This is a genomic window from Edaphobacter modestus (genome assembly GCF_004217555.1).
GTDB classification, from domain to species: Bacteria; Acidobacteriota; Terriglobia; order Terriglobales; family Acidobacteriaceae; genus Edaphobacter; species Edaphobacter modestus.
Window position 1 is genome coordinate 1507719 of record NZ_SHKW01000001.1, and the last position, 22126, is coordinate 1529844.

General features: G+C 55.7%; 15 protein-coding genes and 2 pseudogenes. 8 read left to right on the plus strand and 9 right to left on the minus strand.

Features of this window, described 5'->3' with window-relative positions; genetic code table 11:
• Positions 1-18 precede the first annotated feature (18 nt).
• On the minus strand, positions 19-198 hold the full coding sequence (locus tag BDD14_RS06365) for a hypothetical protein (RefSeq protein ID WP_130418073.1): 180 nt from the start codon (positions 196-198) through the stop codon (positions 19-21).
• Between the two features lie 1247 nt (positions 199-1445).
• Here BDD14_RS06365 and BDD14_RS06370 point away from each other — a divergent pair.
• Both BDD14_RS06370 and BDD14_RS06380 read left to right on the plus strand, forming a co-directional pair.
• Positions 1446-4694, plus strand: coding sequence for a TonB-dependent receptor (locus BDD14_RS06370; RefSeq protein WP_130418074.1), 3249 nt, complete (start codon positions 1446-1448; stop codon positions 4692-4694).
• Between the two features lie 753 nt (positions 4695-5447).
• A complete protein-coding gene (locus BDD14_RS06380) occupies positions 5448-6137 on the plus strand; it encodes a hypothetical protein (RefSeq protein WP_130418075.1) in 690 nt (229 codons plus the stop codon).
• A gap of 338 nt (positions 6138-6475) precedes the next feature.
• Here the strand turns inward: BDD14_RS06380 and BDD14_RS06385 are convergent, their stop codons facing one another.
• The 3 genes and pseudogenes from BDD14_RS06385 to BDD14_RS06395 form a co-directional block, all read right to left on the minus strand.
• Positions 6476-7123 carry a hypothetical protein gene (locus tag BDD14_RS06385; RefSeq protein ID WP_130418076.1) on the minus strand — a complete coding sequence of 216 codons (648 nt, stop codon included), beginning with the start codon at positions 7121-7123 and terminating at the stop codon, positions 6476-6478.
• Positions 7124-7293: 170 nt separating this feature from the next.
• Positions 7294-8457: pseudogene (locus tag BDD14_RS06390) on the minus strand (IS30 family transposase).
• A 209-nt stretch (positions 8458-8666) separates the two neighbouring features.
• Complete coding sequence (locus BDD14_RS06395) at positions 8667-9821, minus strand: alpha/beta hydrolase (RefSeq protein ID WP_242617776.1); 1155 nt, start codon at positions 9819-9821, stop codon at positions 8667-8669.
• A 520-nt stretch (positions 9822-10341) separates the two neighbouring features.
• Here BDD14_RS06395 and BDD14_RS32360 point away from each other — a divergent pair.
• A complete protein-coding gene (locus tag BDD14_RS32360; protein ID WP_207231693.1) occupies positions 10342-10755 on the plus strand; it encodes a hypothetical protein in 414 nt (137 codons plus the stop codon).
• Positions 10756-10846: 91 nt separating this feature from the next.
• Here BDD14_RS32360 and BDD14_RS06405 read toward each other — a convergent pair whose 3' ends face one another.
• Positions 10847-11782 carry an FkbM family methyltransferase gene (locus BDD14_RS06405; RefSeq protein ID WP_130418077.1) on the minus strand — a complete coding sequence of 312 codons (936 nt, stop codon included), beginning with the start codon at positions 11780-11782 and terminating at the stop codon, positions 10847-10849.
• A 160-nt stretch (positions 11783-11942) separates the two neighbouring features.
• Between BDD14_RS06405 and BDD14_RS06410 the strand changes: the two are divergent.
• Positions 11943-12544, plus strand: a pseudogene (locus BDD14_RS06410) (IS1595 family transposase); the annotation flags it as partial.
• Positions 12545-12705: 161 nt separating this feature from the next.
• Here BDD14_RS06410 and BDD14_RS06415 read toward each other — a convergent pair.
• The gene (locus tag BDD14_RS06415; RefSeq protein WP_130418078.1) at positions 12706-13851 is read right to left on the minus strand and encodes a Gfo/Idh/MocA family protein; all 1146 of its coding nucleotides are present in this window, start codon (positions 13849-13851) and stop codon (positions 12706-12708) included.
• Positions 13852-13885: 34 nt separating this feature from the next.
• Positions 13886-14845, minus strand: a complete 960-nt coding sequence (locus tag BDD14_RS06420; protein ID WP_130418079.1) for a sugar phosphate isomerase/epimerase family protein — start codon at positions 14843-14845, stop codon at positions 13886-13888.
• A 153-nt stretch (positions 14846-14998) separates the two neighbouring features.
• Between BDD14_RS06420 and BDD14_RS06425 the strand changes: the two genes are divergently transcribed.
• Positions 14999-15964, plus strand: coding sequence for a ThuA domain-containing protein (locus BDD14_RS06425; protein ID WP_130418080.1), 966 nt, complete (start codon positions 14999-15001; stop codon positions 15962-15964).
• Positions 15965-15991: 27 nt separating this feature from the next.
• On the opposite strand, the gene BDD14_RS06430 is transcribed toward BDD14_RS06425, so the two are convergent.
• Entirely contained in the window at positions 15992-17542 is a 1551-nt protein-coding gene (locus BDD14_RS06430; RefSeq protein WP_165419943.1) for an acido-empty-quinoprotein group A, read from the minus strand.
• A 26-nt stretch (positions 17543-17568) separates the two neighbouring features.
• Positions 17569-18372: a c-type cytochrome gene (locus BDD14_RS06435; RefSeq protein ID WP_130418081.1), complete on the minus strand. Its 804-nt coding sequence runs from the start codon at positions 18370-18372 to the stop codon at positions 17569-17571.
• 463 nt (positions 18373-18835) lie between these two features.
• Between BDD14_RS06435 and BDD14_RS06440 the strand changes: the two genes are divergently transcribed.
• Genes BDD14_RS06440 through BDD14_RS06450 form a run of 3 tightly spaced genes read left to right on the plus strand, consistent with a single transcriptional unit; the run spans position 18836 to position 22090 of the window.
• Positions 18836-19228: a BlaI/MecI/CopY family transcriptional regulator gene (locus BDD14_RS06440; RefSeq protein ID WP_130418082.1), complete on the plus strand. Its 393-nt coding sequence runs from the start codon at positions 18836-18838 to the stop codon at positions 19226-19228.
• A gap of 3 nt (positions 19229-19231) precedes the next feature.
• Positions 19232-20533 (plus strand): M56 family metallopeptidase, encoded by a 1302-nt coding sequence (locus BDD14_RS06445; RefSeq protein WP_130418083.1) that lies wholly within the window; start codon positions 19232-19234, stop codon positions 20531-20533.
• 30 nt (positions 20534-20563) lie between these two features.
• Positions 20564-22090 carry a Do family serine endopeptidase gene (locus tag BDD14_RS06450; protein ID WP_130418084.1) on the plus strand — a complete coding sequence of 509 codons (1527 nt, stop codon included), beginning with the start codon at positions 20564-20566 and terminating at the stop codon, positions 22088-22090.
• Positions 22091-22126: the final 36 nt, after the last annotated feature.

Genomic DNA, 22126 nt, shown 5'->3' on the forward strand with positions numbered 1-22126 from the left:
TCCCTCGCCCACAATTGTCTAGAGAAATTGGTCCTCGATCCCCTTCGCGTGCATCGCCTCAAGATCGGCCGTAATCGCCGCACGATTCGACTTCACCCGCAGCCACATCCAAAACACCCAAGGCCGCGCCATAGCCGGAGGCGTACGAAATCCCCTATCCAGCAACGAAGCTTGCCCCGACGCATGTGACTGCGCCATAACACGAGGCACCGCCATTACCGCAGGCATAACCGTCACACAAGAAACAATTCGCCTTAACAAGGTGCGAGAAATGTTCATCCCAACAGTCTATTTTGCTGTCAGGCTGTCGCAAACGAATTGAATGTCGTTCGAAGATTCCACCTGATGACCTGGAGACCGTCGCTTACTGCTAGACTCTGCCTCCGTTGTGTGCAAAAAAAATGTTATCCAATTGAGCCAAACCTCTCAAAACCTCTTCGTGATTCTGAAAAGGATGGCCAATGTTTGAGAGGCGCTTTTGCTTAGGTGTTAACAAAATCCGGGCAATCACGCGTTGTATCGAGATCTCTTCTCGTCAGGAATCAGTGATGGGAAGAGCATCTTCCGGGACTAATCGATAGACGGAGTTGGCATAACGCAGGATGGTCGACGGGCATACTTCGTTCTCCCGGAGCACCGTACGGGGCGATGGCGGAGGCGACAACCGCCCACGCTGGCCATCTGGCGATGGTCCATGTCTTGCGACTGGGACGACGACGCGCGGAATATCGAACTTGTAATTGAAGATGTGGAGCCCGATTGGAGAAAAATACCATCACCTCCTGGTGGACTATAACAACGATCCACACACCACGTTTCAAGATACTCAGAACGTACTGCGGTCAATCGAGCAGCGTATTGCCGGACGCCTTAAGGACGAAAGTTAAAGATATGCCGCTCTACGATCGATGAAGAGGCTGCATTTACGGGAAGTCACTTCTGAGTCTTGCCGCCCCGGGCTGGTCGGAAATCCACCCGGACGTGTGGTCGTCCCCGTACAAAGGCTCGCCCGCTTCCGGGTTGCTCCCGGTTTACGGGCAATCCAGAAGTTGCCCATGAAAAGGGCCCTCCAGTGCATTGGGCAAGCGGGATGTTTGCGTGACGGTAGGGCTTATTCCGCCTCAACGTAAGCCTTAGCGTGCTCTATTGTCCGTTTTCTGACGGGACCCAGGAAGGCTCTAGTGCGGCGATAACGCGAGCGCAAAAAAAACAGCGTCTAGGTCATCTCGAAAATAGCCTTTATCTCTATTTGCTGCTTGATTTAGAGGATTCGACAGACAGGTTCATCTTGCCTATTCTGGTTGCTGTCGCCGGAGGCTCTGCCGATAGCGAGCTATCAAGAAGCCAACCAGGGACTGTCTTGTTTCCGAACCTGTTGTCGGAGAGAGGAGCGATCAGCTCACGGGATCGACACCGAACAAGCGCTATTTTTTGAGGCCCAATTGATGAAGATTCAAAAGCTGATTACGCTTTCCTTGTGCGTTCTTGCTCTAAGCGTTTTCATTCCGACCGCATTTGCCCAGGGAGGCAATGCCGTTCTTAGCGGTACCGTCGCCGACCCCTCTGGGGCAGCTGTGCCGGGAGCCCACGTCACGCTGACCAATGTCGAGACCAACCTCACTCTGGCGGCTGAGACCAACACCTCAGGTCTCTACCGATTTCCCACTGTCCCTCCCGGACACTATTCGCTTGCAGCGGATATGAAGGGCTTCCAGAAGTTCCAGCAGTCGGGTATTGTGCTGACGGTCAGCCAGCAGGCTTCGATCGACATTGCGCTGCGGGTGGGAAGCGAGACGGAGACGATTAACGTTGAAGCAGGCGCAGCGTTGATCAACACGACCAATGCCGAGGTGAGTAATACCGTTGCCGAGCATGCAATCCGCGAGCTGCCGTTGAACGGTCGCGATCCCTCCAGCCTGGTGCTGTTGTCGCCGGGAACGGTGAACGTGCTGAACACAGGCGCGGGTACATTGCAGGGCGAAACGACCTTCCCCAATGAGACGGGGGCCTCGGCAGGAGGCGGCCGCCAAGGCAGCACGCTGTACCTGCTGGACGGGGTACCGAACATGGACACGTATATGTCGCTCTCGGCGCCTTCGCCGAATGCCGACGCCACAGGCGAGTTTCGCGTGATCTCGAACAATTTCGATGCACACTACGGCTTCTCACCAGGCGCGGTAGTCAGCATCGACACGAAGGGCGGATCGAACGCATTCCACGGCGGTGTCTTCGAGTTTCTACGTAACAGTGCGCTGAACTCCGCTGATTATTTCTCTAAGAAAGTCGATCCGCTGAAACGCAACCAGTTCGGCGGCTTTTTGGGCGGCCCAATCAAGAAGAACCGTCTCTTCTTCTTTGGCAACTACCAGGGGACGCGACAGTCGACCACGGCTACGAGCAACAGCACGAATACACCGACGGCAGCGATGCTGAATGGAGACTTCTCGGCATACCCGAAGACGCTTACCGGAGGATTCGTGAACAACCGCATCGATCCAGCGCTGTTCAATCCGGCGGCGGTGCGCATTGCACGCACGGCGCTTCCGTTGGGGCAGGACCCGACGAGCGGCCTGGTCTACTACACCGCGCCTGCATCCGTAGAGAGGTATGACGAAGGCACGGGCCGACTGGACTATGCGCCCAACGACAAGCACCGCCTGACGCTGCGCAGCTTCATCCAGTACTACAACCGTAAGGAGTCGGCGACGCCGGGCAATATCCTGGCAATCACTCCCGGCAAGCAGGGCAAGTTCTTCAACGAGGTGCTGAACCACACCTGGACGATCAATCCGACGACCGTAAATGCTCTCTCGCTGTTCTGGAATCAGATGCATGTCTACAACGCCGGTATCCAGCTTGACTCTGCCGGAGGTGCATTCTGTCTCTCGAAGTACATTACCGTCGCCGATCCGGCGGGCACGTGCTACTCCGAGGGTCTGAACGCGAATGGCGGATTCAGCACGCCGTACTCGGAGTACACGGGCGAGATGCGGCGCTCGTGGGGCTTCTCCGACTACCTGACGAAGATCAAAGGGAACCACACGATCTCGGTTGGTGCGGATTTGTGGCACCAGCGCGCTCGCGAGCAGACTTACTATCCGGCGGCTCCAATCATCGGCTTCAATGGCTACTCGACCGGATTTGGCCTTGCGGACTTCCTGCTGGGACGCGTCGGGACATTCACGCAAGGTGCGGGAGAGATCGCCGATGTAACAGGAATTTTGCTGGGTGCCTATGGGCAGGATCAGTGGAAGGTGCGTCCCAACCTAACGTTGACGCTGGGAATTCGTTGGGATCCGAACCTTGCTCCTGCATCGAAAGATGGGCGCGGCGCGGTTTACAACCCGGGCCAACAGAGCACAACGTTCCCGGGCGCGCCGAGGGGTCTGGTATTCCCGGGCGACCGCGGTGTTCCCGACAGCCTGGCCACGAACACCTATGGCTACTGGGAGCCACGTATCGCTGTCGCCTACCAGGCATCGCCGAAGACGGCGCTCCGCGCGGGCTTTGGACTATTCACAGCACCGTTGCCTTACTCGGCCTACAATCACGTGGCCGACGTGAGCCCATTCAGCCCGACCTACACACTGAACGGCAGTGCCACGAACCCAATCGACTTTTCTAACCCGTGGTCGAACTTCGGTTCGACGAATAACAGCAGTCCGTTTCCGCCGTTTGCCTATGAGCAGGTAAAGCCACCGGCGAACTTCAACTTCGGCGCACAGACTACGGTACCGGCAGCGTTCCGTCCGGGCTTCAAACTTGGCATGACGCAGAGCTGGAATATGTCAGTCGAGCAGCAGTTCAGCAATGACCTGGTGATGCACCTGGCTTACGTCGGAAGCCAGTCGTATCATCAAACACTCATTATCGATGCCAACCCAGGCCAGATTGCCGCGGGTGTGCGCGGTGTGCGCGCGCTCAACGACTTTGGACAGATCCTGACAATCAACAGCAACGGCACAAGCAGCTACCATTCATTGCAGGCGCAGTTTGAGAAGCGCTTTTCGCATAACTTCCAGGCGCAATCGAGTTTTACCTGGTCCAAGAACCTCGACATCGCCGCAACAGGCAACGCTTCGTTCACCGGCAATGGTCTCGGCAATCCGTACGATCTCCGCTTCAATCGCGGCATCTCCGACATCAACTATCCGTTTGTCTCAGTGACGAATGCGGTCTACACGACGCCTGCGCTCAACGGACATAGCGGGCTTGTGCGCGGCGTGCTTGGCGAGTGGGAGGTCAGTGCGATCTATACGCTGCAATCAGGCCAGCCGTTCAGTATCAGCGGAGGCAACGGCAACAATAACTCAGGCTCCCTGGTTTATGGAGATCGTGCTGACCTGGTACCCGGTGCGGTTGTGCAGACGCACCAGGGAAACAAGGAGCAGTGGTTGAATCAATACTTCACGACTGCGGCCTTCCGGCAGAATGCTCCCGGCACCTTCGGCAACACGGGACGAAATCTTCTGAAGGGTCCCGGAATAAACTACAGCGATGCGGCATTGATGAAGAACTGGACCGCACATGAACACTACAAAGTACAGTTCCGCTGGGAGCTATTCAACGCCTTCAATCACGCCAACTTCAACCTCCCTGACAACAATCCATCGAGTGGCACCTACGGCCGTATCACGGCCACCGGTCCCATCAAACCGCGGGTGATGCAGGCTGGTCTAAAGCTGACTTTCTAACGCGTCACGACCATTGCGAAGCGACAGCGCCCTCCCTCCAAGGAGCGGCGCAATAGAACTCCATAGCCATCAGCGGCCCCAGAGAAGCCGCTCTTAGAATGAGGAGATCAAGAGTGCCTGGGAGAAGTTGCGCTTGTGCCTTCATTGTGTCTCTAAATTGATTAGGAGAGTAGCGCGGGCTCTCCTAATCTGTCAAGGAAGGCAGGGGGCGGAGAGGACCAAAGTGATGATTTGGAGGTAAGGCGAGGGCTCGACTTTCGAGCCTGGGTCACTCTAATAGCATTAGAGTTCGTCACGACATTATGTGCGAAAGCTAGTCGCTGGGATAGTGAAATCCTCAATCACAACGCAATGCTGTTATTGGATTGACGCGAGATGCACGCCGCGCCGGAATTGCACATGCGGTACCTGCCAGAAGACCAAGCACCAGGACACCCACGAGAAGAACGATTGGGTCGTGTGCATTGACGTCAGCCCACTTCGCAACGATTTTGTTCAAAACGAGGGTGAGCGCCAGGGCTCTGGTGCATTAACTCGAAACTAGGCGATCAGCATACAAGGAGTGGTGTGGCTAGTCGCGGTCTGACCGCTACAGGTTGTAGCCAAAAAAGTTAATACCACAGAGCCTTGTATGCTGATCGCCTAGTTTCGAGTTAATGCAACAGTGCCCCCGAGGGTGAATACTCCTTAGCCTTCTACGATAAGAACTATGTTCCTCGGTACGAACGTCTGACTCTTGCTCAGGGTCAACTCATGCCGTTCCTGCACATCGCCCTCAGACCTGGGGGGTTCCTGTCCGGGAGGATCCTCGACGATAGGCAACAGCCGCCTGAGCGCTGCTGGTTCACCTTGATCCGAGCCGGTGAAAGAAGGGGCGAGTCAGAATACATCAGCGACTCGGGTGACCACGAAGTCTCCGACGACGGCACCTTCTGCTCACCGCCCCTCCCTCCAGCTCGATACTTTCTGCGCTTCGCCGGCATTCTTCGTAAGCCAGCAGACGCTGTCCCAACCGAACCGCGTCACCTCGCCATGCAACAGCGCATCTTCGATTTTCTGTATCCCGACGCTCAGGACATCTCGGACGCGACGGGCTTCGATGTTGAACTCGGCCAGACGATCTCGGGTTTGCAACTACAGATTCCCCGTCCAGTCTGGTATACGGTTCGGGGCAAAGCAACAGGCAAACTGCCAACAGGGCCTCGCCTAATCAATGTGATGTTCTCGCGAACAATGGGCATCGGCGGAGGTGGCGGACCTAAGGTGGGGCAAGACGGAACCTTTGAACATCAGGTGCAGTCAGGCGATTACGCCGTCGAGGTCTGGGAGTTTGCGCCGCCAGAGCCAGACGGCCGCACGAGCGTGCTTCGGAAGTTTGCTGCCACAAACATCCGGGTAACTAACGCTGACCTCGAGGGGATAGAAATCCACATCCCCTCTTGAACTCTTGAACCGTTGGTGCGCTGCTCTGTTTTTGCAACGCAAGGTGCCGCGCGGTCGGGCCACTTGTCCGGCTGCCCAGAGACAGGTAGCTCTTGCGATCATAAGCAAGCTCGCAAAAAACGGGATTATCGGAAACTTCGCATTCTGTGTCCGCACCGCCCCCGAAACTGCCGGAAAGCGGGAACAAATCCTGCTCGATAACAAGCGGGGCTGGAAATCCACAAAATCCGGCCGAAGGTGAAGTGTTTTTTGTTGACTCCTCTTATAGAATTTTTCAGGCGCTTCGAAGATGCCGGATACCGAATCGGGTAGCCCTGCCACACGCGTCAGAAGTAAATCTAGTTCTCCGTCCTTATCAGATATCTGCTTTCCCGCAGATGTCGATGGAGGTTGGCCAAATAGAAGAGGTATTGATTAAAGTCTGTTGCCATCAGTTTCATCACCCTTGCCCTCTTTCCCACTGCCGCCATCAGATAGCATTCTCTGCCCATGGCTGAATAGAACTCAATGTTGTGCCGGCCCTTGTTTTGGTTTTGAAAGAATCCGGCGTAGAGAAGAATGTGCGCACCGGCTGACTCCATCCAGAGAGGGTTCATGGCGCTAGTGAGCTGCCGCATCATGAGTTCAGCGATCTGGGTCAGATCCGCGAACTGCCGGAATTCCAGATCGTTCGGGCTGTAATCCGGAGAAAGGATTTCCATCCGATCTACCGACTGCAGGCAAAAATGACCAAGCACGCTTGCGAGGTAGACACCCGTAGAGTCGCGAATCTGGGACCACTGCTTACTTCCTATCGCTTCGTCGAGATGTGAGGCCCAGAAGTTAAGAGCTCGTTCTTCCGTGACACCATACAGCTCCTCAAAATAGTGAGTAGATGGCATATCCGTAACCCCCGACCCTAGGTTTCTTCCAATAACATGCGTATTGTTATCCTGTTTATCTTTGGTGTGGGAATGTTTAATTGCCCACCGCATCCAACTGAACACTTTCTCCCTTCGTATACAACCCTTCCATATATAGACTGTCTGTCTCCGAGTGTGGTCATCCTATCTCGGCGTTTTGAGAGCGAGAAGTCGAGCACTAAAAACGGGATGGCGGCAACTTGGGCCGCCCGAAGAGCCGAACGGCTTTGAACTTGCCGCAAGCCAGGGCGGTCTCAACCGGTCGATGCAACACCGGCTTGGAGTTTACTCGCAGGAGTTTCAAAGCCCAAGGTTTTTCGCGGGCGTTGATTTAAGCGCAGCGCTACTTTGTCGAGATCGGATTGAGAATAGCCGGACAAGGCGGTTTTTTTAGGGAGGTACTGTCGCAGCAGCCCGTTCGTGTTTTCGTTGGTGCCGCGCTGCCAAGGGCTCTGCGGATCACAGAAGTAGACTTTCACATTCGTGGCCACCGTGAAGCTCTTGTGTTTGGCCATCTCCAGCCCTCGGTCCCACGTCAACGAGCGCCGCAGGGACACGGGGAGCTTACGAACCTGCCGGCTCAGCGCGGCGACGACCGTCGCTGTGTCTTTGCTGGGCACTTTGACCAGGATGGTAAAACGCGAATGTCGTTCCACCAGTGTTGCGATGTGACTGTTCCTGGTGCCGCCGAGCAGATCGCCCTCCCAATGACCGGGAATGGCGCGGTCTTCAATTTCTGCAGGTCTTTCCCGAATGGAGATGGCATCGACGATCTGACCTCGGGACTGTCCGCCAGCCCGAGAGTGCCGTGAGCAGCGGATACACCGCTTGGACCGCAGGTGCTGAATCAGCTCTTTCTTTCTTCAACACTCCTCGTGCCTGGATGAATAAGCTGCGGTAAATGGTTTCGTGGGACACGCGCATGCTCTCGTTCTTGGGATACCGTATCTTCAACCATCCCGAAATCTGTTCCGGCGACCAGTCCAGGATCAGTTTACTGGCAACGATCGTCCGCAGCTTCCCGCGGATGGCAAGAAGGCACGCCTTGGGTCGCTGAGCCGACTCCCAGGCCTGAGGATCGGCTTCATTGGCTCGATAGAGTTGACCCCCGCCGTGACCCGCCACCTCCCGGCTCACCGTCGACGCAGCCCGCTGCAACCCTTTGGCTATCTCCCGAATCGACGAACCGGAAGCAATTCCTCGTGAGATGTCTTCCCGCTCGGCCACCGTCAGCGTTCGCAGCGAGCGCCGACGAGCGGCCGGAACTATCCCGCCCCGCTGCGACAACAAGAACTGAATGGAGCCATGGTCTTGCCGAAGGCGCGCCCAATCTCATGCAACGACTCGCCCGACTTCCAACGGCGCCACATCTCGGTCCTCTGCTCCGCGGAAAGCCTGTCCCGTTTTCCTTGTGTCATAAACACCACCTTTAGAAAAATGATTCATATCAGATGGTGTGGCATCGACCGGTTGAGACCGCCAGACTTTGCAGGAATAAGGATACTGCCGAAGTATCTCAAGTTCGACGTTTACTGGACGCCAACAATCGCAAAACTTGCGAAGCTGATCTCGTGGCAGCGTGGAAAGCTCGATAGACGATTACTGGGACAGATGGACCGTACTCAAATCAATTCTTTGTCCCTGCGACCGGATAGCCCTGCCAGATATATTCCAGAGCCTCCGGTAAGGTTTGTTGCTTCACGTCACGATCCGTGTGCCCGGCGTTACGGGCGAAGACAAACTGGTAATGATAGCCTTTGGCAGCTAGCACTCTGGCCATGTTCTCATTGGCGACAACCCAATCGTGCATGTTGTCGCGCAAGGCATTCGAATTTAGATGGTCTCTGTCGCCCACCTCCATCCAGATTCGCAGTGGCTTGCGCGGACTATTCGGGATGAGGTGTTCATGAAATTCCCATGCGCCATGGGGGGTCTGGGGGTTGGATGGCCACTGTTGATTCACGTAAGTGCCCGAATAGGTGAGCACGCGGTGGTATAGCTCAGTGTGATACCAGGCCATGATCAACGCACATGAGCCTCCTGAACTGCCGCCCATCGTCGCCCGGCCTTCGGGATCTTTGGTCAATTTCACGTTGTATTGCCCCTCTACGAGGGGCAGCACTTGCTTCTCGACGAACTCCGCGTACAGGCCTGACATGGTGTCGTATTCCAGGCCACGTTCGCTGCCTTGGGCGTCGCCCGAGCCATTGCCGATGGAGATGGCGATTATCACTGGCACCCGATGTTGGGCGATCAGATTATCCAACACCGTGAATAACGCCTGGTCGGGTCCGTCAGCCCCCACAATAAATGGCGCGGCCGTTCCGGGGACATATTGTTTGGGAACATAAACCGTCACTCGGCGAGTGTAGGGAGCGGGATGGCTGGTGGTGACCACCATTTTGGCAGGATCAGTGGGATCTGCCGTGCCAAACGTATTGGCCTCTCGTGCGATGCCAGGATAGATTTTACTATCAGACGATTGCATGGTGAAGGTAGATACCGTTCCCTGCGGCACGCCTGCCTGCGGTGTCATCTCCGGTGCTGGAATGTGAGTAGGGCCAAGAATAAAGTTTCCGTCGGCATCCTTCGGAGCAACGGTGGCGTCGGGTAATTCCTTGGCGGTAACATAACCGGATGTATGGGGATCACGGGCAGGCGGCGTCGGGCGGGCCGGGCGTACCGCCGCGGGCGGAGCTGGAGCCATAGACTGGGCCATTAGCGAACCAAAGTTGCATTGCATTGATAGACAAAGAGCCCAAAGCAACCATCCACTTTTCATCGAACCATCCTAAAGCAGAGACGTCGCCCTTGGGCAAGGACTGAAATACAGTACTTTGTTCACCTTGCACTCATCCACTTCCCGCGAAACGCGGTTTTGGAAACATTTGCCGAAAATGCGACTTCGCAGGCACTGCGGGATTACTTCCGGTTTGCCCGTCTCTTATGCCCCGAACCCACCAATACGCTCAGAGGTTGCCGTGTATTAGTAAAAGCCGGTAACCTCACAAGGCCATGCGGTCTTATCCGGTAAAAGCACATAATAGTGTTGGAAAAGAACCTCGCTACCGCTAGCACGGGGCTTATTCGGGAGCATGGCCCGATAGTCGCCGGGTACGATAAGGAGCGTTTGGTGCTTATCGACGACGCCGAACGACTCAACTTTCTTCCCGTTCAGGATTGCGTCCACATAGACTTCTTCACCGCACGGACCATTGAGCCCAGCAGTAGCGCACTGTCGGAAATGAGTTGCGGAGACACTTGGGTCGGATTTATACGCTATGCTCGAGAGTGGAGGATTCATGAACACAAGCGATATCGTTGTCGCGATCGATGCTGAGATTGCGCAGTTGCAGAGGGTGAAGGCACTCTTGACGGGCACCGACCTTACCACGAAACGAAAGCCAGGCCGCTCGGTCGGTGTGGCCGCGCCCAACAAGGCAACTAGCTTCAATCCAGTCGAATCTGCGAAGAAAACTAAGCGACGCACCATGAGCGCGGAAGGCCGTGCAAAGATCGCTGCAGCACAAAAGGCTCGCTGGGCAAAATCCAAGAGAGTCGCGAAAAAAGCTGCACACAAAGCTGCTCCAGTACCAGCTAAGAAAATGGTGACGGCGAAGGCGGTCGATCGGAAAACTGCTCCAGTGAAGAAAGCCAGCGTCGTGAAAAAGTCTACGCAATTAAAGGCAGAGACAGCCGCCACTCCGGCGTCGTAGTTGAAAAGGAATTTTTCCTAGCAAACGGGATAACTGTCCAGCTAGAGAGTGGTTACCTCCGCCGATATAGTGGGCACTCGGGGCCAGCAAGTCAGTTTTGATGTCCTTCGGAGCATATGCCTTGGTTGATTGGCGTCGCCGGTCTTATCGCCGTCGCGACAGTCTGGAAAAGAGAATCAAACGTGAAACCTGCGGCGGCGCCACAGTCGATGGAGATGATGTTTTCGTGCTGGATAAGAAGCTCGCGCCCGGCGGCCGCGTGAAAGCGAAAGAAGCCGAGCGACGTCGCCTGGCCGGGAAGGAACCAGTCGTGGGGTTCCATGATGATGATGGGGAAGTGCGCGATCGCCGAGCAGTCGCCATCGAACAGCGTCTTCTCCGCGCCTTCGATGTCCAGCTTCAGCAGAAAAGGTGTGTAGGTCAACGGTGACTTTGACTTCAGCAGGGTTGGAAGGCTGAATGTCGGGAGACCGCTCTCGGGTCCTGCGGGTATTGTGCGGTAGGCAAGGCTTCCTTCCCCTGGATCAGTGAGGCAGGCGAAGCCATCCTCGGCTGCGATGCCAGCGAGACGCAGGTCCGCATCCAGGTGCGCGCAGTTCTGCCGGAGAAGCTCGAAGTTGTCTGGCGCGGGTTCTACAGCAAGAACATGCGCGCGCGGATAATGCGAAGCGAACCACAAAACGCTCGCCCCGATATTGGAGCCGCAGTCCACGATAAGAGGCTGCCGTCCTGAGGCCAGAATCTGTTGATAGAGGTTATCGATCATGGCAGAGTGCGCGTGTCGAGGAAGATCGTACTGGCGATCTGCGAAGCACTGTCGAATCACGGAATAGTCAGCAAAGGTGCGGCGATGCAGAATGGCGGTGCGCTGGCCATTGCAGTTCAGGCGGGTTAACTGCAGTTGCGGCGGAACTCCCGGATGCAGCATCCGGCGGACAAGATGCACCGCAGGCCGCGCCGCTCTACGAATGATGCGGCCAACGGATGTCGCGTTCAGCGTCTCCACTGTTTCGGCTTGAAGATTCATCGGCCTCCTCTCCACGGTGATCGACTTGCTCGATGGGAAAACGCTACACCGTTGGGGCGGTCAGGCGCAAATCAATTTTGGTGGAGGATTTCGCGGATGGAGGCAGCTAGCTCGGAAGGGTGCTGACTCTGGATACGAGGCTTCTCAAAGGGGAGAGAGCAAGTTCGATACCATGGTGAACATGGAACGCGAGCCGCTGTGGGGCGAGGTAGAGGTTGACGAGACCTGGGTTGGAGGCACGCAAGCTGGTCTGCGGGGAAGCCGTCAACTGAAAGGCCGGAAAGCGGCCTTGGTCATCGTAGCTGTGGAGAAACGGGGAAAAGCGTCAGGACGAGTACGAATGGCGGTCATCCCGGACTTCAAGAGCGTTACCCTAAATGCGTTTGTCCAACAAAATGTGGCTTCCGGCTCGACCATCTACACGGCTCAAAAGCTTCACCCGTTTTGAACAAGTGGGATTCCGGCATGTTCCGCGTACCCAGCCCCTGCAAGGCGACCTTCGCAAAGGCTCGAAATCGGTGGTGCCACTGGCCGATCGATCCATTGGGAACCTGCAACAGTGGTTGATCGGGACCTATCACGGCGTGAGTCGCGAGCAACTCCAGGTTTACCCTGGATGAGTTCGTTTTCCGTCACAATCGCCGTCAGACACCTATGGCCGCTTTTCAAACCCTGCTCGGTCTTGGAGCCGCACGTAGACCCGTGCCCTACATGCAGATTCGGGGCGGCTCTGACCGTCCTATATCGCCCCGAACAGCCTGAACCACTACCCATTGGGCCCTGCTGAAACAACCAGATAAGCAAAAGGTGCGTAGATCGAATGCATCGATTTTTAGCAAATAGCAGCCTCTAGTTCGCTCATCAACTAGCGAGAAATTACCAAAATTGAGCATACGTAAATAGCTGCCTGCCTCGACGCGAACTTACCTTGGATTGACCCACGTGCGACTTTGTGAGCTTCTAAGCTCAGCATCCAGAATCTGCATCTGGCGCAATCCATCTATCATCTGAGGATATTCCGCCCTGGACGAGGTATCCGAGATTGACACATAAAATCTTCTAAACAGCTGCTTGAACGTATCGTCGTACCCCTCGCTATGTCCGCCGGGAAGGTCCGCGTATCCACCCGCAGCAGGAAGTAAAAGCGAAGGGTCTTTGACGATAATCTGGTTCGGCATGTTGCGATTACCTATCCAGAGTTCATCAGGTCTCTCCTGATTCCAACTGACCGATGCTTTCGTTCCGTAGATTTCTACACTGAGTCCGTTTTTACGACCTGCCGAAACTTGGCTTGCGGTCATCGCGCCCCGCGCTGATTTACCAAGACGGAAGATCACCGCTCCAAAGTCCTCCGTCGCAACAGACACCTCATCGACGTCCTCGGCGGTCGGAAGCTTTCCTGTGAAACTCTCTACACTGCGCTTGGGGCGTTTACGAGTGGAATGAAAAATCTGCAGATCAGCGCAGAGCGACTCTACGTGAAGTCCCGTAATGTGTTCCACCATATCGAACCAGTGCGAACCGATGTCTGCCATCACGCGGGAGCGTCCGGAAGCAGCCTCGTCTACGCGCCAGTTCCAGTCCGTGTCATACAACATCCAGTCTTGCGAATAGCTTCCCTGAGCAACAAGAATTTGTCCCAGATCGCCATCTTCCCGCATTCTACGCATCTGCTGCACCATAGGGTAGTAGCGCAAATTGTGACAGACGCAGTTTCGTACTTCTGCACTGGCTGCAAGCGCCGACAACTCCTCTGCCTCCTTCGTTGAGATCGCGACCGGCTTCTCGCAAAGAACGTGCTTCCCTGCCAATATCGCCGCCTTTGCCATCGGGTAATGCGAGGCATTCGGCGTACAAATATGAACGGCGTCCAGATCCGTGTTCTTCAGCAACTCACTGTAATCATCAAGAGCCGTTGGAACATCATAAAGTTCGGCAAGCTTCTTCGCGGATTCCATCCGCCGTCCAACCACAGCAATAACATCTACATGTTCCACCCTGCGAAGTGCTTCCAGGTGTACCCGACCCATAAACCCTGTTCCAATGACCGCAGTCTTCAGCCGTCTCACGTTCGCTCTCCCTTAGAGGTTCGCTCTTCGGTTGTTATACCCACCACGCCGCGGCAGGTTGCTCGTTGATAACAATCTCTTTTAGAAACTGTGCAGCCTTGGTAAGGCCCTCTTCCGGCGACAACAAGCTGTCCTCATGCTCGATCGAGAGCACATCATCATAGCCGAACATGCGAAGGGTCGAGACGAACTCCTTCCACCACTCAGCGCCGTGGCCATACCCACACGTGCGGAAGATCCAGCTCCGATTTCGCTCATCAGTGTAAGCTTTCGTATCGAGAACGCCTGTCTTCACGAGATTGGCCGAATAAATCTGAGTATCCTTGGCATGAACGTGAAAGATCGCATCTCCCAAGACACGGATTGCTGCAATGGGGTCTATCTGCTGCCAGAACATGTGGCTGGGGTCGTAATTGCACCCCACATTCTGCCCGGCAATAGCGCGCAGCTTTAGCATTGTCTCTGGGTTATAGACTACGAAGCCCGGGTGCATCTCAACGGCAATGCGAACGCCATGATCAGCGGCAAATTTTGCGTGCTCAATCCAGAACGGCGCTACCACCTCGTTCCACTGCCAGTCTAGAATCTTCAGGAACTCAGGTGGCCACGGACAAGTCACCCAGTTTGGCGCGATTGCCGTAGGCGAATCACCGGGACAACCGGAGAAGTCCACCGTCGTCTTCACTCCCAGCTTTTCGGCCAGCAGAATCGTTTCGCGGCTCACTTTCAGCATCGCTTCGCGCTGTGCCTTGTCAGGGTGCAACGGGTTTCCGTGGCAGCTCAGAGCACTGATGGTTACGCCATGATCATTCAGCTTGCGCTGGAACTCCGCCAGCTCAGTAGCGTTTTCGAGCATGGAGAGTTTGCAATGCGCTCCTCCCGGATAATTACCGGTGCCCAATTCCACTGCATTAATGTCGTACGATCTCAATTTCTTCAACACCGCATCGAAAGGCAATTGCGACAACAACGGTGTGAATACGCCAACCTTCATACTTTTCTCCTCAAGTCCCGGTTCTTGATTCTTTTTTTCACGCAACAAAAGAATACTCTCCAAACAGCCGGGGACGTTAGATGATCGTTCGGCAATAAATTTATATAGACTTACCCGCAAGATATTTCGCTGCTTCAGAAGGTTCGCTAACCTATGAAACGATCTGCTCTCTTCATCTTGTTCGCGCTCGTGTCCTCATTCTCTGTTGGCTATGCCGCCACTCCCATCCATGTACTCCTAATCGATGGTCAGGCGGCGGGGGCTTATCACCAGTGGCAATTGACCACCCCCATTCTCAAAAAGGAGCTGGAGGAGACAGGCCTGTTTCAAGTCACGGTGGCTACCTCGCCAGAGTCTCCATCTGGCGACTTCAGTGGCTTCCATCCCGAGTTCAGCAAATACCAGGTCATCGTCTCAAACCTCGATTCGCCGGACTGGCCTGCTGATCTAAAGTCTCAGTTCGAACAATTTGTCGGCAATGGAGGCGGCCTGGTGATCGTCCATGCGGCTGACAACTCTTTCCCCGACTGGCCAGCCTTCAACCAGATGGCCGGCATCGGTGGATGGCGTAAGCGAACCGAAAAAGCCGGCCCGATGTGGTACTTCCAGGACGGAAAGCTGGTCTCTGACCCCTCTCCTGGCAACGCGGGGTCGCACGGCCTGCGCATGCCATTCCGCGTTGACGCCCGCGAGCCTCAGCATCCCATCATGAAAGGCCTTCCCCCCTCCTGGATGCACTACGCCGACGAACTCTACTCAAAGATGCGCGGGCCTGGTCAGAATATGACGGTCCTCGCCACTGCATATTCCGACCCTGAAAATAAAGGCACCGGACACGATGAGCCTATGCTGCTCGTGCTCAAGTATGGCAAAGGCCGCATCTTCCACACCCTCCTGGGCCATGACGTTGCTGCCCTCAGCTGTGTAGGTTTCATAACCACCTTCCAGCGAGGCACAGAGTGGGCGGCCACAGGCAAAGTCACACAGAAGATCCCCGGCACCTTTCCCACCGCGAACACGGTAAGTTTCCGCACCGATCTCGCCGCAATGGACCCCGCATACAAGAATGGAGTTAACGGCCCAGTTCCAGTACCTCGACCGGTCCCTTCGGCGAAATAAGTTTAGTTTCAGTAAAAATTCGAAGCTTCATTTTGAAACTGAGTCGCCTGGCAGAGTCCAGGCGAACATAACGCCACCACTGCCGATCAGAACGTATTGCTTGCCGTCCAGTTCATAGCTCGTTGGAGAGGTTGCAATGATTGCTCCGGTGTTCGCGTGCCAAAGAGTCTTGCCATCTGTAGTGTTCAGCGCCAGCGCGTTGCCGTGAAAGTCTCCGGTAAACGTTACGCCGGAATCGGTCGTTAAGACTCCGGCAGTCGCGCTTTCGCCAATGTCGTGCGTCCAACGAATCTTTCCTGTCTTGTAATCAATCGCCTTAATTACGCCCTTCGTCCACACACTATAGTCGGCACCAGCCCAGCCATAGGTTCCGTCAGCTGGCTTCGAAAAATAAATGCTGTATGCCTCGCGAGCGCTGACCACGAACAAACCCGTCTTTGGATCAAAGCTTGGGGAACGGTAGTTCGCTGCGCCATTCTCGTCGGGAGCAATCAATCGCCCATCTGGAGTTGGCTCCTTCGCAGGATTTGGAATCGGACGCCCGTCCTTATCCAAACCGAGAGACCAGTTCACTGGACTATACGGCACCGTGAGAAGGTTCTTTCCGTTGGTGCGGTCCAACACAACGAAGTATCCATTGCGCGACGCCTGCATCAGCATCTTGCGTTCTTGTCCCTTGAAAGTGCCATCCACCAGCATGGGTGTCTCAGCAGCATCCCAGTCATGCGTGTCGTGCGGAGAGACCTGGAAGGCCCAGGTCAGCTTTCCGGTATCAGGATTGAGAGCCACGATGCTGCATGTATTTGCGTTGTCACCTGGCCTCGTCGCCCCCGTCAAAACAGGCGTTGGATTCCCGGTTCCCCAGTAGATCAGGTTGAGCTCTGGATCGTAGGTCCCCGTCATCCACGTCATGCCACCTGTCAGCTCTGGAGGCGTGCTGTCCCAGTGCCATTGTTCTTTGCCTGTCTCAGGATCAAAGGATTTCAAATATCCATGAAGGTTATCGAAATCGCCGGAAACACCGATGATCACGTGATTGCCCACTACAAAAGGAGACATCGTTGTCCAGTAACCCTTCGCAACATCGGCTACCTCGACATTCCAACGAACCGCTCCCGTCTTCGCATCGAGCGAAAGTAGGTGCCCATCTGGTGACAGGAAGTAAATTGAGCCCTTGTATGCTCCGACCCCTCTCTGACCGATGTGCAGTCCCTTATTGGGCGGATAGGTATAGTGCCAGAGTAAATGGCCGGAGCGTGCGTCGATCGCCCAGACATTGTCCGGTACGGTGAAGTAAAGGACTCCGTTGACCAGCAGCGGCGACGCTTTCAGGCCGGCCTGCGACCCGGTCTGAAAGGCCCAGGCGAGGCTCAGATTGCTCACATTTTGCGGCGTAATCTGAGTGAGGGTAGTATGCCGCTGGCCCGTGTAATCGCCATGATAAAGAGGCCAGCTATCGGCTCCTGGCTTTAGAAGCATAGCCTGATCGGGGCCCTCTGCGGAAGAAAACCCAGCAGATCCAAGCATGACTGCCAGAATATACGCTGCAAATCTCATCGCATCTTTCCGTCGATTCATAGATCTCTCTCTGATTTTGAGCACGATTAGCGCAACGTCTGCAGATATGCCATTAGATTGTGAATATCGTCGTCCGTGTACTTGCTTAAGAGCTCCGCATGAGCCTCGTGCGGAGCGTCGATCTTGTACTTGATCCTGTTCACAGGCCATGACCGGTAGGTTCCGTCTGCCAGAAAAATACCGAGCGTAAACTCGTCGTGATATTCGACCTGCCCTCGCAAGCTTTCGCCAGAAGGCAGTGTGACGGTTGCAGTACTTTTCGCTTCATGCGGATAGAGCATGTGTTGTTCAAGCTTCAAACCTTGGTATTTGGTGGCGATGTGAGCCAGATCGCCGGTTGCCGAGTGACACTTCGAGCAGGTTCCTGCTCCTTCAAAATACTGCTTACCCGCCGTTACATTGCCGGTCTGCAGATCTGACACATCCACACCTTTTCTCTGTCCCGCACTTACAGCTTTCTGCTGTTGCGCATGGATAAACGCGACCAGGTCTTTCATATCCGGGTCAGCAAGATCGAAGGGTGGCATCTTTCCTGGACGTCCAGTCCGCACAAGCTCCGCAATCTTATTCCCGTTCACGTCGTCTTGAACCAGTTTCGAACGCGTCAGGTCGGGGCCCGATTCGCCCCCACCGGCATCGCGACCGTGACAGAACGCACACTTCTGCTGGAATTGCGTGTTTCCCGCCTCAATGTGGGCATTCATCTCTGGACTCTGCGCGCGGACCGCCTGGCCCTCTGCAGCATAAGGAGAGAGACTTCGCCCTATCCAAAGCACTCCTGCCATCGTTCCCCACAGCAGTACCGCACCTCGCATCTTTGTCTTATTCATCTCCGCTCGCGACAGCACAAGATTGTCCTGGTTGCGCAGAGCGCAATCCAACGTGCTTTAAAGTTTCATCCACCCTACCTCATTCCGCTCACGAAGGCGAGTGCTCGTTTAATTGGGTAGTGGGTCAGTTCAAAATGACCCACTACCTTTAATTGCCCGCGCGAGGGGAACTTCGTCGCACCGAAGGAACGGGAAGATCTTTCGTGTGCACGTCACGGATTGCGCTTCTTCCACGCTCTCCAGTGGCCAGCTCGTGAACATCTCTTCCCGCTCCCAGCCGACAGCAGCTCACAATGCTGAGCCGACGCGAGGCGAGCTAGTCAAGATCTACCCAATAATGTCTCCGAAATAGGCGCAAATCAGCCCTCTCCCAGCGATTGTCGGATTCCTGGCTGATAGCCCTGCGGAAATTTGGACTCCGTGATAACTAATTCATTAGTTGTTCGTCCCATAACTGCACGATATGCCACCGAAGAGATCCAACACGCTAACGGAAGCCGAGCTTCGACTCATGAAAGTTCTCTGGGAACGTGGTGAATCCGCCGTATCCGATCTCGTATCGGGAATCTCGGATACCACTCCCCTGGCCTACACGTCGGTGCTGACAACCATACGCATTCTCGAGAAAAAAGGGTATGTTCTCCACCGTCAGGAGGGACGTGCCTTCCTCTACAGCCCCTGTGTAGCGGAGCAGGACGCAGGCAAAAGCGAAGTTCGCCAGCTTCTCCACCGGTTCTTCGGCAACTCACGGGAGAGGCTACTGCTCTCTCTCCTGGGCGACGATGAGATCAGCGCCGAAGAACTAAAGCGACTCAAAGAAGCCATCGCAGCCACTCCCGACGAGGAGGACAGCTAATCCATGGAGCATCAACTCAATACGATCATGGCGCTGTCCGCCACTGCGGCGACCTCCTTAGTCAATGCAATCGTAGAAGGCGTGATCCTGGCAGCTCTCGTCGGAATCTGCCTGCGTTTTCTTCCCGGGATAAAACCGGCTGCCCGTTTTATCATCTGGCTCGCCGTCCTCTTCGCCGTGCTGCCGCTCCACTTTCTTCCCCAGCTGAGGGACAGTCTGGTCTCCCCCAACCCTGCATCCGCCACCTCCATTCATCTCAGTGCCTACTGGAGCATCGTGATCGCAACCGTATGGGCTGCGCTCTCCCTCACACGGGCAATTCGCCTGGTTAGGGGTGCCATCGAACTACGACGTGTTGCAGCCGCTGCAATACCACTCGCCTCCGACTCGAGATATACCGGTCTTCTCCATGGCAGTAGCAGGACGGTAGAGCTTTGCACCTCCTCCGAGGTAGATCGCCCGAGCGTCGTCGGCTTCTTCCGCCCTCGTATTCTCCTGCCTTCTGCGCTGCTCCACAGCCTTTCCCCGCAGGAACTCGAACAGATCCTCCTGCACGAATCAGAGCACTTACGCCGCGGCGACGCTTGGACCAATCTCATCCAGAAGATAGCCCTGATTCTCTTTCCTCTCGATCCCGTCCTCTTCTGGGTAGAGCGCCGCCTCTGTCTCGAACGCGAGCTTGCTTGCGACGATCGCGTCCTCGACTCCACCCATGTCCGCAAAACATATGCGGTTTGCCTGACCAATCTCGCCGAACACTCCTTGCTCCGACGCAGCGCCTCTCTTGCCCTCGGAGCATGGGAAAGACAGTCCGAATTAGGTCGGCGCGTTCATCGCATTCTGAGTAAACCTGAAAACACGATGAGCCACACCCCGGCAAACATCGTGATCGGAGTTTTGATAACCGGCCTCCTTGGAGGTGCGGTCACTCTGGCGCACAGCCCCGCGCTGATTAGCTTCTCCCCTCAAGCGTCCACGGCAGCTCAACCAGATATGCCCGTGACAGCCGTCTCGACCCCCGTCACTCATGTTCGGGATTTCTCACCGACACTGGTGAAGGCAACTATGCCCGAGCCTGAGTCTCGGTCAAACCTGACCGCTCCCCCAGCGAAAAAGCCACGCCATACCCGGATGATCAAGACTGTTCATCGGGCGCCTAAGCCAAAGCCGCAGGGATGGATCGTTCTTACGGGTTGGCAGGCAGCTTCTGTATCGCCCCGGCCAGTGCTTGCAGTTTCGGAGACCACCGCCACTGCTTATGCAGCCGTTCCTGTCGAGGACGGCTGGCTCATCATTCAACTCTAACCACTCATTTGCGTCTAGGAGTCGCTATTTATGCCCGCATCAACTAATCATTTAGTAGTTACGGCTAGGAAATTCGCCCTTCCGGCAGCCCTTGCAGGGAGCTTCGCTCTTGGAGCTGCATTTTTTGTCGGTAACGGGGGAGTCCATGCCGCTGCCTTCACCGCATCGCCGCTCGACGACCACAACGTCTCTGCTCTTACGGCACTCGATCAGGCGATGGAGTCGGTTGCCTCACGCGTCACCCCGGCCGTCGTCAATATAGCGGTCACCAGCAAGGGACAGCAGCACGACACCGCGGATTCTGACGATCCGCAGCAGGGTCTCCCTCCTGGTTTCGCGCAGTTTTTCGGCGGCCGAGGCGTACCACAGCCGCCGCAGACCGAGCATGGTATCGGCAGCGGAGTCATCATCTCTCCGGATGGCTACATCATAACCAACGGTCACGTGGTCGATGGCGCCACCCAGATTAAGGTGACTCTGAACGATCGACGCGTCCTTACAGGGAAGCTCGTCGGAACCGACAAGCTGACCGATTTAGCTGTGGTGAAAGTTAACGCAAGCGATCTTCCCAGCATCGCCTGGGGCGATTCCAGTAAACTGCAGCCCGGCCAGACCGTACTCGCATTCGGCAGTCCCTTCGGCTACTTCCAGTTCTCCGTTACCCGTGGCATCGTCAGCGCAGTCGATCGTCCGAACCCCTACTCCGACGATCCCCGCAAGCCCGGGGGCTTCATTCAAACCGATGCCGCGATCAATCCCGGTAATTCCGGTGGGGCACTCGTCAACTCCCACGGTGAACTTGTTGGCATCAACACGTTCATCATCTCCAATAATGGTTCCTTCGCCGGGGCGGGCTTCGCAATTCCCTCGCAGATCGTTCGTTCCACCGCCGAGCAATTGATGAAGAACGGCAAGGTCGATCACGGCTACCTTGGAATCAGCCTCAACGATGTCACACCCGCAAACGCGCATTTCTTCAATCTGCAGCAGGCATCCGGAGCCATCATCTCCCAGGTATCCCCGGACTCCCCTGCGAGTACGGCCGGCTTGCACACCGGCGACGTCATCTCTCAGATCAACGGGAAGAAGATACCCAATGGAAGCGCTCTCCAGGTTGCAGTAAGCCAGATCACCCCGGGAACCAACATCTCGCTCGAGGTGTTTCGCGATGGTAAGCCGATGACGGTCAACCTTGTAGTCGGAAAGTTCCAAAAGAACACTGATGTAGCCGATAACGAGGATGGAAACAGGCCGCAGAGTGGAAAACTCGGTCTGGCTGTAAGCGACCTGACGCCCGACGTAAAACAGGAGATCAATGCGCCCGATCAGCTTCACGGCGTCGTTGTCCAGAACGTTCGCCCAGCCAGTCCCGCGGAAGATGCCGGCCTGCAGCCCGGGGACGTCATCCTCGAGGTCGACCGTCGTCCCACCTCGTCTGCAAGCCAATTCGTCGACCAGGTCCACCAGAGTGCCTCCGGCAAAGACCTGCTCCTGCTTGTTTGGTCCAAAGGCAACGCAAGTTACCGCACCATACATCCCGCAAGTCAGAACGGGTAGGAATACGTCAAAGCGGAAGCCAGTCTGGATTGCAGA